Here is a 14,158-nt window from a genome sequence, read left to right as displayed (position 1 = left end):
GTTCCGTCAGGAGCGGAATTGTCCGTTCGGAACCGGCAGTTCATGTCGCGCACACCGTCAAGTAACCATGCCGGGCAGTCCGGTTGGGGCGCCGACCGCAGACTCGCCGATTGAAGCTAATGTGTTCGAAGAGGCTGACGAGGCGGAAGGGATGGAACGCGTCTTGTACTGCTGGAGGACGTGCCGGTGACCGGGCACGACAACGGTCCCGCCGCGGTGGCCATGCTCCCGACCGGCAGCGGTGCGATATGACGCGCTGGAGTTCCTTCGGCAGGCGTCGCGGTGGTGACGACCGGCCGCAGACCGCTCGGCGGGGCGAGACGGCGAGCCCGACGTCCCGGGACGACACCACCGGACCGGCCGCACAGGTGCTGGTGGAGGACTACGACGGCCTGCTGCTGCTGCGTTCCCCCGCGGACGACTCGCTGAGCCCCACCGACATCGCCGACCTCGCCCGCGGCCAGCGCTCGGACGACACGACGGTGACCCTCATCGCGGGCAGCGACAGCGTCGCGGCGGACTCCTTCTGGCCTCGGCTGAGCCAACTGCTCGACAGCCTCGGCGACTTGGGTACCGAAACGGTCAGACTGGCCATGGCCGACGCCGGACTCGACAGCGCGGACCGGCCCGCCACCGCGCGCAGGATCGCCGACGCGTGGGGACTGAGCGTGGAAGCCCCGGACGGGCCGCCCCTTCTCGTGCCGGGAGGCACGCTCTTCGTCCCCGGCGTCCCGGTCGGCTCCGCGACGGACGGCGGATGGTGGCGCTTCGCCCCGCAGACCCGGCCCACGCCGCTCGGACCGCGCAGCCCGGCCCCGTCCTGGCAGAGCGCGCTGCGCGCCGTACCTGCGGTCACGGCGAGCGGGTGCGTCGTCGAGCAGATCCCGGCGGGACTGCTGGTCCGCCCCGCGGAGGCGGCTTCCACCCGGCCGGGCGACCTGTATCACTCCGTGCCGGTCTCGCCCGGGCGACTCGCGGTCGTGGTCGGTGTTCCCTACGGCGAGGATGTGCTGGCCGACGATGTCGGCGACGTGCTCACCGCTCTGCCGGAAACGGTCCGATCGACCGTACGGCTGGCGCCGGGCGGCCGGCGCGACCTGCTTCCGCTCGCGCAGTCGGTGGCCGACCGGCTGGACGTCGAGGTGGAACTGATGACCGGGCTGCCGCTCATCGCCGCCGACCGTCCGCTGGGGACGTACTCCGCGCAGTCGGTCCTGGTCGGGGCCGACCGGACGCCGCGATGGCTGCCCTTCGTGGACGCCGTCATGTGCCGGCCCTCCCGGGGCGCGGCCCAGCCACCGGCACCGCGACTGCTGCGCTGGACGCCGCCGTTGCCGGGCGCCGCCCAGCCCACGGACGGGGTGGTCGCCCTCTCCGACCAGTGGCAGGTCACGGTCACCAGGGCCGGCCTGTGGGTCGGCCCGTCGGCTGGTCCCCGGCTGTCCCACACGGAGCGCCCCGTCAGCGCGTCCGGTCCGCTCATCGAGGTCGGCCTTCCGGGCGAACACCTCGACCCGTCCCTGTGGCCGGCCCTGTCGGTCCTGCTGGGCGCCTTGCGTCCCGCTCTCCGGGCGAGCGTGACCCTGCAGGTGCACGGCGTTCCCCGGGACGGCGGCCGTGAGCTGCGCCGCTTGGCCGCGGGGCACGGCCTGCGGACGATCAGATTCGCCTCCCTGGCGGCTCCCGGTCCGGCACGCAGAGAGGTGCCCGGTCCGCCGGACACGACCGGCCGACCGCACACGACGTCCGCGCCAGGACGCGCTGGGCGCCCGGCCCTGCCGTCCCCGGCTGCGCCGAGCGGCCGGAGCACACGGTCTGCGCAGCCTGCCGCTGCCACGGGGGTCGGTGGACAGCTCGCGGCCGACGCGACGGCCGGAGCGGCGACGGCCGGCGCCGCAGCGTCACCGACCCCGCGCAGGGCCGCCCGGCCGGAGAGTGCCGAGCGCGCCGACTCGGCCGGCACGAGTGCGTCGACCTCGCACGCGCCCAACACGGCCGCTGTGGAACCGACTTCACCGGACCGTACATCGGCTGCCGTGACGCCGGGGCGGAAGGCCGGGGACCGCGGCAGGGACGTACAACCGCTCGCGTCTGCCACCACGGCAGACACCGCCCAAGGCGCCGTCCCGCCGGAGATGTCAGAGCCGCCGGCTCCCACCACGTCAGAGAGCGCGCCCGCCACCCCGCGTGGCGTCGCCACCACCGGGTCCTTGCCCGGCGAGACGACCCGCCCCGAGGAGACGACCGGCTCCCGCCCCGGCGAGGCCACGGGCGAGACCCCCGACGAGTCGCAGGCGCGGCCCTCGGGCCGGACACCTGCGCCGGCGTCGGCAGACACCGATGCCGGTGACGGAAGCCCCCGCGGACCCGATGGCCCGGAGCGGCTGAACAGGACGCTGCCTCCCGTCCCCTTCGGCCCGGGGCACCGCAGCACAGAGGACGAGCGCACCGTCTTCCGTACGTTGGCGGATACGGAATGGGACCGGCACGGGACGGCCGTGGCCCGGGCGCTGGCTCGGATGCCCGCCCTGCGGGGCAAGGAACAGGAAGCCGCTCGCGCCGATCTGATCGCGCTGAGGCTCTATCTGCACAACAGCGAGGGGCCGTTGAGCCATCAGGCTCTGCTGCGCTCGCTGCACGCGCACGACGCCGGCTTGCTGCCGTACGTGGCATGCCTGGCCTCAGCGCTGAGCCGGCTGCCCTCCTACCGAGGCGTGGTGCTGCGCGCCACCGGCGCCGTCTCCGCCGGCAGCATGCCGAGTCCCGGGACTCTGCTGCGCGACGTGGCCCCGGTGAGCGCCACCCCGCTCGACCCGGTCCGTCCGTCGATGACGACGGGCGCCAGTTACGTCATCTGGTCCGTCGGCGCCCGCCGGGTCCGGCAGCTCCTGGACCCCGGCGGCGGGCCGGAGGAAGTGGTGTTCACCCCCGGGGCCCTCTTCCGGGTGCTGGACGTCCGCCGAGGCGGACAGGACCTGGGCCGACAGATCTTCCTGCGTGAACTGCCCGGCTCGCGGGTGCCGGTGCCGCCCGACCCCGAAGGGGACCGCGCCGCACTCGCCCGGCTGGACGAGGCGGTGCGCGGACGCTCGGCCCCGGCGAGTGCCGATCAGTGGCCGGAGCGCTGCTCCGGGCCCTTCGGCACCACGACGCCGGAAACCACAGCGAACCACTGACACGAGTAGGGGAGTCGTATGGCTCGTCAGACCGATCCCGCCGGTGAGGCGTCGCCGACAGAGCCCGGCGCGTCCGGAGCCTCCGGGGCATCGTCCGCGCCCGGCTCGCCGTCGGTGACAGTCCGCCGGGCGATACCCCTCCAGGGGACGGCGCAGGACCCCGGTGCGGCGCTGGCACCGGGGGGAGGAGGACGCGGGAGCACCGGCGCCACGTCAGGGGCTCCGATACCGTCGGCCGCACCGGACGCTTCCGGCACAGCTGCTCCGTTACCCTCCGCATCCGCCGTTTCCCCGAACCCGGGAAGCGAGCCTGACCGCACGCAGGGCGAGACGTCGGGCGGCGGCGAGACCGAGAGCTCCGAGGCAGCGCCGACGGCCCGTGAGGGGGAAGCGTCGGCGGCCCCGGAGGGAGTGGAGCCCGCGAAGTCCACGACCGCCCACACCGGAAGCGAGCCCGACGCCGCGGACATCGCGCCAGGCGCCGACATCGCCACAGCGGGAGCGGGCAGCGAAGGCGGGGGAGCCGCGACGGTCGCCGCGTCGCACGGCGGCCCCAGAAAGCCGATGCTGGCCGCCGCTGCCATCGTCGGGGCGCTCCTGATCGGGGTCCCCTTCCTCGTGGCGGGACAGGGAGACAAGGACGAGCGGGGCTCGGACCGGACCGACAACGCGGCCGGCACGGTCCTGGACTCGGATCGGATCCCGCACGCCTCGCAGAGCTACGCGACCGAAACGCCGTCACCCGCCGCTTCCACCTCCCCCTCGCCCAGCGAGTCGCCCGAGGAGAAGCGGTCCAAGGACCCCGGCCGCGCGCCGGTGGCCGAGCCGAAGCAGGCCGCGCCGAGGGCCACCGAGTCCGAGAAGACCCAGTCGAAGAAGGCCGCCACGCTCAGCGCCGCCGAGAAGCTGCGCCGGCAGGCCAACGCGGCCTCCAGCGCGCGCACCGTCCTGGTCAGGAACTCCACGACGGGCCTGTGCGCCGATGTCCCCGACTACGGCAACGGCAAGATCGACGGCCCGGTCAACCAGTACCCCTGCAACGGCACGGCAGGCGACAACCAGCTGTGGAACCTGGAGGTCGTGGAGGCCACCGGCGGGCCCGAGGGAGCCTCCCTGTTCCTGATCAGGAACAGCAAGGACAAGTACTGCATGGACCTGCCCTACTACGGCTCGGCCGCCACGGGCACCAATGTCACCGAGTACTACTGCCGTGCGACCGCCGACAACCAGCTGTGGTGGCTCGACCCCCGCTCGGACGGCTCGTACTGGATCCGCAGCTACTCCAGCAACAACCTCTGTCTCGGCCTCGAGGGGGGCGCGTCCGCCGGGAACGACGCGCACCTGGAGATCGGCGGATGCGGCCCCGCCGACCGCTGGACGATCTGACAGCCGCCCGCGACAACGCCAACTGCCCCACGAAAGCCGACAGATGACGGAGAGAACGCCGGCATGAGTGCACAACGAAAAGCGGGAGACGGCACTTCTTCCGACACCGCCGCAGGCGCGCCGCAGGTCCGGGTCGCGGTCACCCTGTCCGCTTCCCCGGAGCCGCCCGAAGGGGCGTTGACCCCGGGCAGGACGGTGCCGGTTCCGGAGGCGGCGACGGGCGAACCAGCGGAGCACGAGGGCGCCGCGGCCGCCCCCACCCGTCCGGCGACCGGGGGAGAGGACGCCGCCGAGGAGGCGACAACGCTGTCGGGCACCTCCCTCACGCGCGAACCGCGGGAGGAGCCGGCCACGGCCGAGAAGCCGGAGTCCGGTGAGGCGGAGGGCGGTGCCCAGGGCGAGTTCCGTGGTGAGGTACCCGCGCTGAGGGGGGCCGCTCCGCTGGTCGCCACGGACACCGGCCACCCCGGTGCCGACGCGGGGGAGTCCCACGGCGGACGGCCCAAGAAGCCGATGCTGGCCGCCGCGGCCATCGTCGGCGCCGCGCTCATCGCCGTGCCTTTCCTGCTGATGGGAGGCGCCAAGGACGACGACGGCAAGCAGGAGACGGCGAGTTCCGTCGGCAACGAGGATGCCGACACCGTCCTGGGCGCGGGCGCGACGAACCAGGCACCGGACGGCTACGCCACCCGGACACCCAGTACCGCCCCGAGCGAGAAACCGTCCAAGAAGCCCGAGCCGAGCCCCAAGCGGAGCAAGGAGTCGAAGGACGGCGTGGGCACGGCCTCGGACACCAAGCCCAAGGCGACCCCCAGCGCCACCCGGTCCGCGAGAACCACGGAGAAGGAGGCCGAGCCCACGACACCGGTGTGGACCAGTACCTCGGTCTCGGCCCCGAGCACGCTGTCCGCGGGCGAGTCCTGGAGCACCAACCGGATCAAGATGGTCATGCAGTCGGACGGCAATCTCGTCGTCTACAACGAGAAGGGAAAGGCCACCTGGGCGTCCATGACCTTCGGCGCCAACCACACGGCCCGTTTCCAGACGGATGGCAACCTGGTCATCCACAACGGTGACGACCGGCCCATCTGGGGCGCCGACGTCTGGGGTCATCCGGGCGCGAAGCTGATTCTCCGGGCGGACGGGAAGGTGGTCATCATGGACGGCACCACGGTGACCTGGTCCACCTGAGACCGGGCGGCCGGGGCGTCTGATCCGAACGCTCTGCGTCCGCACCGGGGCACGGCGCGGCTACCGCCCCCGCCTGCGCCGCTGCACGACCATGGCCGAGACATTTCCGACGTATGCGTGGAGGTCTTCGTGCCGCCCTGGAGACGTACGGGCCTGATGGTGCTTGCCTGCGCCGTGTGTCTGACCGGTTGTGCCACGCTCGGCGAGCGGGAGTCAGCGGCCTCCCGGGCGGCTCTGCGCTTCGAGCGGAGTGTCCGGCAGGCCGACTGGCCACGCGCCTGCGCGGCACTCGCTCCGCAGACCCGGCAGGAACTGACGGAGTCCGCGAAAGCCCCCTGCGCCAAGGCCCTCGCCGAAGAGAAGTTGCCGCACGCGGGAGCCCTGCGCGGGAGCGAGGTCTACGGGCAGCAGGCCCAGGTGGTCCTCACCACCGACACCCTGTTCCTGTCGTCCTTCCCGACCGGCTGGCTGATCACCGCGGCAGGCTGCGAGCCACGTTCTCAGCAGCCGTACCAGTGCCAGGTCAAAGGAGGCTGAGCAGACCATGCGCACCCTGTTCACGTTGGTCCTGCTGACGGTCGGCGTCGGCCTGAGCTACTTCACCGCGGTGGGGCTGATGCACCGGTGAACCGTCTCACGCGATTCGGCAAGCACAACGGCCTGACCCTCGCCTTCGGCACCGGCTTCCTGCTCACGCTCATCGGGCAGGCGATCTCCGGCCATGCCGACTTCAACAACCAGCTCGTCACCGACGGGTTGCATCCGCTCGGCTTCCTCCCGTACCTCGCGACCTCCGACTTCGCCGTCGATGTCACCGAGAACTGGCAGTCGGAATACCTCCAGTTCTTCCTCTACGTCTTCGGCACCGTCTGGTTGCTCCAGCACGGATCACCGGAATCCAAGGAACTCGGCAAGGCCGGCGTGGAGAGCGACCGGGAGCAGAAGGTCGGCGACCACGCGGACCCGTCCTCACCCCGCTGGGCGGCCGACAAGGGATGGCGGCAGACCCTCTACTCACGTTCCCTGGGCATCGTCATGGCCGTCATCTTCACGTGGTCATGGCTGGCCCAGTCCATCGCCGGCGTAGCCGCCTACAACGAGGAACACCTGCGCCAGCTCCAGGCACCCGTCTCCTGGCCGCAGTACCTGGGCTCCGCCGACTTCTGGAACCGCACCCTGCAGAACTGGCAGTCCGAACTCCTGGCCGTCGCCTCGATGGCCATCCTCTCGGTCTACCTGCGCCAACGCGGATCCCCCGAGTCCAAGCCCGTCGGTTCCGCCCACACCTCCACCGGCGTCGAGGGCTGAGCGCCGGGGTCGTTGTGTCAGTCCCCTCACGTATTCTTCCGGCCACCACTCACCTACCGGGAAGATCAAGAGAGTTGACTGACCTGTCCGCTTTTCCGCTGCCCTTTCACTCCGCCCGTTCCATAGGGTTCGCGGCGCCCCGAACCCTGCGGGAACTCCAGATGATGGAGTGCAGTGCACAGATCCGGGCGAAGCCGCGGTGGTTCGAGAAGATGAACGACGGTGGCATCGTCGCCAGATGGACGCAGGAGGCGCTCGCCCAGGGCCTCACCGAGGCACAGGTCCGTTACGTGCTGGCCGAACTGCGGTACTACGCCGCGCTGCGCGACGCGTCGACCGGCGCCGAGGTGTCCGCCGTCGACGGAGTGTGGCACTCGGACACCCTCGTCGACGACGAGCTCAGAGTGCGCCTGCGCGAGGCGGTGCGCGCCCTGGAAGACGTTCCCGACGCGGAACAGGACTGGCATCCCGGATCCGACGGCCTTGTCCTGGATCTGGTCCACCCCTCACTGTTCTGTCTGGTGAGAGAGGCGAGCGGGGAACTCGAGCGGGCTTGGCACAATCCGACGAACCAGTACTCGAAGTACGAGTTCTCGGAGAAGTTCCAGTGGCTGCCGACGGACGTGGACGTCAGCGAGGACGGCGCTGTCGCCTTCCGGTCCTACGTCAACAACGTCCATCCCGAGACACATCGCGAACTGGCCGCTGTCCTGCCCGACTTGTTCGCTCGCTTCCGCCCCCTTCTGGAGAACGTGCTGACCGACCTGCGTCATCCGCGCCCTCTGCGGATCGAGGCCGATCCGTACGGGTGGTACGACGCGGAGCCGGAGTACCCGGAGAAGTCCTCCTACAGTGACGATGTGGCGTACGCCGAAGCCGTCCAGACGTGGAGGGAAGCCCAGGACGACTGGTGGGAGAACCGTCGTCCGGTCATCCCGGACGCGCCTGCCTTCACCCCGCCCGAGTCGCCCGACGAGTCCGCCCGCATCGACCTGCGCGGCCGCTCCCTTCAGGTCATCGTCAAGGTTGCCGCCATCCATCTCACCCCCGACAAACCCGAATACCCGGGTGGTTCCTGGCATGTCGAGGGGATGCTGAACGAGCGGATCGTCTCGACCGGCATCTACTACTGGGACAGCGAGAACATCACCGAGAGCCACCTGAGTTTCCGTGCGGCCCTGACCGAACCGGACTACGAACAGAGCGACGACAACGGTGTGCGAGAGGTCTACGGCCTGGAGAACGAGGGCGAGCTGAACCAGGTGCTGGGATCGGCGTCGACCCCCGCGGGCCGCTGCCTTGCCTTCCCCAACATCCTGCAACACCGCGTCGGTTCGTTCCGCCTCGCGGATCCGACCCGCCCGGGATACCGCAAGATCCTTGTGTTCTTCCTGGTCGACCCGTCACAGAAGATCGTGTCGACATCTGATGTGCCACCGCAGCAGCCGTGGTCCGACTCCTCGACCATGACTCTGGAACAGGCCAAGGAGTACCGCGACGAGCTCATGCGGGAACGCAAGTTCTTCGTCGACGAGCACAACGAGCAGCTCTACGAACGCGAGTTCTCCCTCTGCGAGCACTGAGCCTCGTCGATTCTGCGTGCGTGCGCGTCGGCGGGCTGGCTCAGTGCGGCTAGAGCAGCCGTGGCCTCGCTTTGGAGGGGGCTCTTCAGCGCTGCCAGAGCGTCCCGCGCGGTGAGAAGCGTCTGCCGGGCCTCGGGGTGCCCGCTGCCGCTGAGCGCGCGCCCCAGGTCCAGCCGGGCCTGTTCGGCCCAGATGGGCATGTGTGCCGCCTCGAAGTCGGCGAGTGCCTGCCGCAGTGAGGGTTCAGCCTCGTGCCAGCGCTTGAGGGCCACGAGGTCGTTGCCGATCTGCTGCCGGGCGACCGCGTGATACAGCGCGACCAACTCGGCCGTACGGCCGGGAATCCCCGTCCGGCAGATCTGCTCGCTGCGGCGGTGGATCTCCAGTGCCTCGGCGGCTCGGCCGATGTGGCGCAGCAGGTTGCCCAGGGTGTTGAGGATGGTCAGTTCGGCGAGTCGGGCCTCGGGGGAGTCGAGTGCGGCGAGGCAGCGGGCCGACTCCCGCAGCCGGTCGTGCGCGTCCTCGGGTCGGCCCTGCCGGTGCAGCGCGCCCGCGCCGTAGCCGAGCGCCCAGCCCTCCTGGAGGCCGTCCCCGCAGTCACGGGCGGCCTCCAGCGCGGCGTCGGCCGCGGTCAGGGCGGCTTCGGGGTCGTGGGCGCAGAGGTTGTGGGCCCAGGCGAGGTAGTTGAGGTGGACCGCCTCCTGCCTGCGGTCGTCCAGTGCGCGGGCGGAATCGCTGGCACAGGTGAAGACCTCCACCCACTGCTCCCAGTGCTGGGTCATGTCGGAGAACCAGTGCATGGCCTCGGCCGTGTCCAGCACCTCCCGGTGCCAGCCGGACCGGTGTGCCCGGTGCAGTGCGGCGAGCCACTGCGCCCGCTCAGCCTCCAGCCAGGCTCGCGCCTCGCTCTTGCCGACCGGTGCCGTGTCGGGATCGGGGTCACCGGCGGGCACGGACCGGTCCCGGTGGACCTCGTAGTGCAGCGCGGCGGCGGTGGCGCGGCTGAGCATCCAGCGCGCCGTACGGTCCAGGGCGGCCTCGCGGACGTCGGGGCCGTCCTCCGTCTCGGTCTGTTCGAGGGCGTAGAGCCTGAGCAGATCGTGGAAGCTGTAGCGCTCGGCGACGGCGTCGCTCTGGAGCAGTCCGGCGTCGGTGAGTTCCTCGGCGCAGGCCCCGGCCTGGTCGTAGGAGAGCCCGGCCAGCAGGGCGCCGGTCTCGGGACCGAAGTCGGGTCCTGCGGCCAGTGCGGCGCGGCGGAGGAACGTCCGGGTGTCGGGCGGGAGTTGACGGTAGGAGAGGGCGAAGGCGGCACGCACTCGCAGGCTTCCGGCCTGGAGGCCGTCGAGGCGGCGCCCTTCGGCGGCCAGGCGGGTGGCGAGTTTGGTGAGGCGCTCGTGCGGGCGGCTGAGGAGGCGTTGACCGGCGATGCGGACCGCCAAGGGCAGGTGTCCGCACAGGTCGGCGAGGTCGCGGGCCGCCTGGGCCTCGGCCTGGACGCGTTGTGGTCCGAGGATGCGGGTGAGGAGCTCCACCGCCTCCTCCCGGCGCAGCAGTGCCAGGTCGGTGCGGTGGACGGACCCCAGACCCGCCAAGGAGTGACGGCTGGTGACCAGCGTCAGCGACGGGCCGGTACCGGGCAGCAGGGGAAGGACCTGCTCCTCGTCGACGGCGTTGTCGAGGAGCAGGAGCACCCGGCGGTCGATGAGCAGTGAACGCCACAGGGCGGCACGCTCGTCGAGGCCGCTCGGCAGCGCGGCGTCGGCGATGCCCAGCGCGCCGAGGAGCCGGGCCAGCGCGTCCCTGGGCGGTGTCGGCTCGGCGTCCATGCCGCGCAGGTCCAGAGCGAACTGTCCGTCGGGGAAGTGCGGGACGAGGCGATACGCGGCGTGGACGGCGAACGCCGTTTTCCCGAGCCCGGGTTGACCGGTGATCACGGAAACCGCGGAGGCCGCCGGCTCGACATCACCGGGTCCCTCGTCTGTGAGCTCTGCTGCCAGCTCCAGCAGTTGGGCAAGTGCCGGGCCTCGCGCGGTGAAGTCCCGGATGTCGCGCGGCAGGGCCAGGGTGTGGGGCCCGGCCGGGTCCGCGACGGCGCGGGGACGTGGACGTGGACGGCCCAGCGAGGCGGACTCCTCCAGACCCGCCGCGTCGTCGGCGCTCAGCTCCAGGGCTTGGGCGAGTGCCTGGACCGTGCGGCGCTGCGGGCCGAGGGTGCGTCCGCGTTCCATGTCGGCCAGGGCTCTGACGCTGATTCCGGCTGCCTCGGAGAGTGCCTCCTGGCTGAGCCCGGCGCGGGTCCGGAAGTGCCGCAGTCGCTGCCTGAACTCGCCGCCGGCCGGTGTGGCACCGCGCACCGTTGAGATCCCCGATCGTCCGGCTCCCCTTGTGCGAGCCTCCGGCAGAAGTATGACGGACGGTACTTCTGCCGGGTGAACTGCCTGGTGGCGAGGGTTTCGCGGTGATCGACTGAGGTCCGACGCGCAAGGTGCCGCAGGCCCTGCTCGCGCGCGTCATGCCCACCAGATCATCCCGGCCGCCGGGAACAGGCCGACGGCTGTGCACCACTTCACCGGGGGAACCCATCATGACCGCTCGCTTCACCCGTTCCACGATGCTGGCCGTCGCCGGTACGGCACTCGCCCTTTCCCTCACCGCCTGCCAGAGCGGCGAGGACGACAACGCGGCGGCCACGTCGCCCGCTTCGGCCACCGCGACGGTGTCGGACGGCGCGTCCGCCGCGGCGACCGTCACGTCCTCGGCCGGTTCGACGGGGGCGGGCACGTCTTCGGGTCCGGCGGACGCCGGCACGCCCGACGACTCGTCCGGCCGGCAGGCGAGCACCTCCACCCCGGTATGCGCCGCCGCCGACGTCACCATCACCGCGGCCAAGCAGGACGGCCCGCCCTACACCCACCTCGTGCTCACCGCCAAGAACACCTCGGGGCACTCCTGCCGTCTGGCGGGCTTCCCGCACGTCCAGCTCCTGGAAAGCCACAAGCAGGACGTGTCGGCCGTCGCCAAGAGCAAGCCCGCCGCCCCGGTCGTCCTGGCCGCGGGAGCCCCGGCCTACGCCCTGCTCAAGGTCTCGGACGGCGGCACTGACGAGGACAACGAACCCGTGTCGGCGTTCTCGGTCACGCTGGAGGGGGACCCGACGGTCATCGCCGTCTCCGCGCCCGGATCGGGCGGGATCGCCGCCGACCCCGCCCAGGCCCTGGTCGGCTACTGGACCCCCGAGCTCCGCAACGGCGCGGACGACTTCTGACCCACCTGACACGCGTCGCTCTCGGCGCCGGCTCCGTAGCGCCGGGGCTGCTCTGCCGGCGAAGTTCCGAGTGGGCTGGTGCGTAGGGCGTGTCGGGCGGCGGAGACGGGGGACCTGGAGCGGGGGGCCGGGCCTGTCGCTTCCCAGAGGCGCCGGTCCGGCTCAGGGCTCCTTCGGTTCGGACCAGCAGCCGGGGGAGCCGCGGGTGGGGCGAGGTGCGGTTCAGCTGAGGCTGCCTCGTTCGCAGACGTGGCGGGCGACCTCGCGGAGTTTGGTGTTGGTCTCCTGGGAGTAGCGGCGCAGGGCGTCGAAGGCCTGTTCTTCGGTGAGGTGGTGGGTGGCCATGAGGATGCCCATGGCTTCACCGATCACATGCCGCGTCGCGACAGCCTCTTCCATCTCCGCGTGGGTGCGAGCGCTGGAGAAGGCGACGGCGGCGTGCGAGGCCAGCAGCCAGGCGGCCAGTTCACTGTCCCCCGTGAACGCGCCGGGCCGGCGGGAGTAGAAGTTCAGTGCGCCGAAGTCGTCGTCGTCGGTGAACAGCAGGATGCCCATCATGCTGCCCACCCCCAGTTCGTTGGCTTTCGGGGCGAAGGACGGCCAGCGCTGGAGCGGCGTCGAAGCAGGGGCCCTCGCCCAGGTCCCGTTGCAGCGCGTCGCTGGCGGTGACCAGTTGTTCGGTGGCTGCGAAGCTGCCCTGCCGCTTGCCGTGCAGCACCAGGATTCCGGACGCGTCGCAGCCCGTGACCAGCTCGGTCGCCGACGCGGTGATCCGCTGCAGGGTCCCGGTCAGGGACTCCTGCGCCAGCAGGTTGCGTGCCATCGTCGCCATCTGTTCGGCGAACCGGGCCCAGTCCACGATTCCTCCCGTACTCGAACGGGCCTGTCGGAGGCCGTCTACCCACGATCACGCCCCACTCACAGACTGCGCCTCGCGGGTGGCGGCGGCGCGGTGACGGCCGCGCAACTCATCGGCGGCCGGCTGTGTGTTCCGGCGGCTGAGGGGCATTCGGACGGCACACGGGCGAAGAGCCCCAACTCGAAGGAGGCACCGCCATGTTGGCCATCATCTCCGCAGTCCTTTTCTTCATCGCGTTCCTGATCAATGCGGCGGACATCTCGACCAACGACACCTTCAGCTCGACCAACGTGATGCTCCTCGGGCTGACCGCCCTCGCCCTGCATCTCGCGGGTATCGGCAGCGGCTGGTCCCGTGGCGGCCGCAGACGCTGACGTCGACGTCGGGGCGGCCGGGTCCGGGCTCGACGTGCCCGAGAGGCCGGGGCAAGAGATACTGGTGGTTCTCGCAGGGACGACTGAACGGCCCTCGCGTCAGCCTCTGCGGATGGTGTCGAGCCTCGCAGCGGAGGGACCCAGAATGTGCCGCTGGATCGCCTACTCGGGCACCCCGGTCCTCCTCAGCCGGGTGCTCTTCGAGCCGTCGCACTCGTTGATCGACCAGAGCCTGCACTCCCGTATGGGCGTCGAGACGACCAACGGCGACGGTTTCGGTATCGGCTGGTACGCCGACGCCGCGCCGGCCACTCCGGCGGTCGTGCGGGACGTGGACCCGGCCTGGAACAACCGGAATCTGCGCGAGGTCGCCCACCACGTTCGTTCGGGCCTCTTCTTCGCCCACATCAGGGCGGCGACCGGGACGGCCGTGCAGCAGTCCAACTGCCACCCCTTCCGTAACGGCCGCTGGCTGTGGATGCACAACGGAATGATCAACGACTTCCGCCTCCTGCGGCGCGACCTGGCCTTGGCGGTCGATCCGGCGCTGTACGCCGACATCGAGGGGTCCACTGACTCCGAACTCATGTTCTTCCTGGCCCTGACCTTCGGTCTGACGGACGACCCGCCCGGCGCCGTCGCGCGCATGGCGGCCTTCGTCGAAAGAACGGGACACAAGCACGGTGTGCGGCACCCGCTCCAGATGACCGTCGCGGTGGCCGACGGCGAGCGCGTCTGGGCGTTCCGCCACTCCAGCGAAGGCCGCTCGCGGTCGCTGTTCTTCAGCACCAGGGTGGACACCCTGCGCGCCCTCCACCCGGACGCCGAGTTCCTTCGGAACGTCTCGGACGACACCCGCATGGTCGTGTCCGAACCGCTGGGTGACCTCCCCGGCGCGTGGAACGAGGTACCGGAGGACAGCTACGGCGTCATCGAGCCGGACCATGACGAGCTCCACGCCTTCCGGATCGGACTGGACACGGCGCGAGGCTGAAAAGCCCGCATCTGCCCCTGAG

At 71.2% G+C, this 14,158-nt stretch carries 10 protein-coding genes and 1 pseudogene; 9 read left to right on the top strand and 2 right to left on the bottom strand.

Going from position 1 to position 14,158, the window contains the following annotated elements:
* The first annotated feature begins 248 nt into the window (after positions 1-248).
* The 6 genes from OG885_RS02620 to OG885_RS02595 all read left to right on the top strand — a co-directional run bounded on the left by OG885_RS02620 (position 249) and on the right by OG885_RS02595 (position 8,644).
* Positions 249-3,176 carry a hypothetical protein gene (locus OG885_RS02620; protein ID WP_405725269.1) on the top strand — a complete coding sequence of 976 codons (2,928 nt, stop codon included), beginning with the start codon at positions 249-251 and terminating at the stop codon, positions 3,174-3,176.
* A 411-nt stretch (positions 3,177-3,587) separates the two neighbouring features.
* Positions 3,588-4,562, top strand: a complete 975-nt coding sequence (locus OG885_RS02615; protein WP_405725266.1) for an RICIN domain-containing protein — start codon at positions 3,588-3,590, stop codon at positions 4,560-4,562.
* A 63-nt stretch (positions 4,563-4,625) separates the two neighbouring features.
* Positions 4,626-5,753, top strand: coding sequence for a mannose-binding protein (locus tag OG885_RS02610; protein WP_405725263.1), 1,128 nt, complete (start codon positions 4,626-4,628; stop codon positions 5,751-5,753).
* A gap of 129 nt (positions 5,754-5,882) precedes the next feature.
* Positions 5,883-6,290 carry a hypothetical protein gene (locus OG885_RS02605; protein WP_405725260.1) on the top strand — a complete coding sequence of 136 codons (408 nt, stop codon included), beginning with the start codon at positions 5,883-5,885 and terminating at the stop codon, positions 6,288-6,290.
* An 87-nt stretch (positions 6,291-6,377) separates the two neighbouring features.
* Positions 6,378-7,061, top strand: coding sequence for a DUF6766 family protein (locus tag OG885_RS02600; protein ID WP_405725257.1), 684 nt, complete (start codon positions 6,378-6,380; stop codon positions 7,059-7,061).
* A 74-nt stretch (positions 7,062-7,135) separates the two neighbouring features.
* Positions 7,136-8,644, top strand: a complete 1,509-nt coding sequence (locus tag OG885_RS02595) for a DUF4246 domain-containing protein (protein WP_405725254.1) — start codon at positions 7,136-7,138, stop codon at positions 8,642-8,644.
* Here the strand turns inward: OG885_RS02595 and OG885_RS02590 are convergent.
* Positions 8,611-10,998, bottom strand: coding sequence for an ATP-binding protein (locus OG885_RS02590; RefSeq protein ID WP_405725251.1), 2,388 nt, complete (start codon positions 10,996-10,998; stop codon positions 8,611-8,613). The two genes, OG885_RS02595 and OG885_RS02590, sit on opposite strands and share 34 nt — an antisense overlap.
* A 230-nt stretch (positions 10,999-11,228) precedes the next feature.
* Here OG885_RS02590 and OG885_RS02585 point away from each other — a divergent pair, with 230 nt between their 5' ends.
* Positions 11,229-11,909 carry a DUF4232 domain-containing protein gene (locus tag OG885_RS02585; protein ID WP_405725248.1) on the top strand — a complete coding sequence of 227 codons (681 nt, stop codon included), beginning with the start codon at positions 11,229-11,231 and terminating at the stop codon, positions 11,907-11,909.
* 222 nt (positions 11,910-12,131) lie between these two features.
* Here the strand turns inward: OG885_RS02585 and OG885_RS02580 are convergent.
* Positions 12,132-12,741: pseudogene (locus OG885_RS02580) on the bottom strand (GAF and ANTAR domain-containing protein).
* Positions 12,742-12,965: 224 nt separating this feature from the next.
* Between OG885_RS02580 and OG885_RS02575 the strand changes: the two are divergent.
* Positions 12,966-13,142, top strand: coding sequence for a hypothetical protein (locus tag OG885_RS02575; RefSeq protein WP_405725245.1), 177 nt, complete (start codon positions 12,966-12,968; stop codon positions 13,140-13,142).
* Between the two features lie 145 nt (positions 13,143-13,287).
* The gene (locus tag OG885_RS02570) at positions 13,288-14,136 is read left to right on the top strand and encodes a class II glutamine amidotransferase (protein ID WP_405725242.1); all 849 of its coding nucleotides are present in this window, start codon (positions 13,288-13,290) and stop codon (positions 14,134-14,136) included.
* The last annotated feature ends 22 nt before the right edge of the window (positions 14,137-14,158 follow it).

The organism is Streptomyces sp. NBC_00028 (assembly GCF_045041065.1).
Classification (GTDB): Bacteria; Actinomycetota; Actinomycetes; order Streptomycetales; family Streptomycetaceae; genus Streptomyces.
Note: the sequence above shows the minus strand (reverse complement) of the source record. Positions and strands in the feature narration are given on the sequence as shown.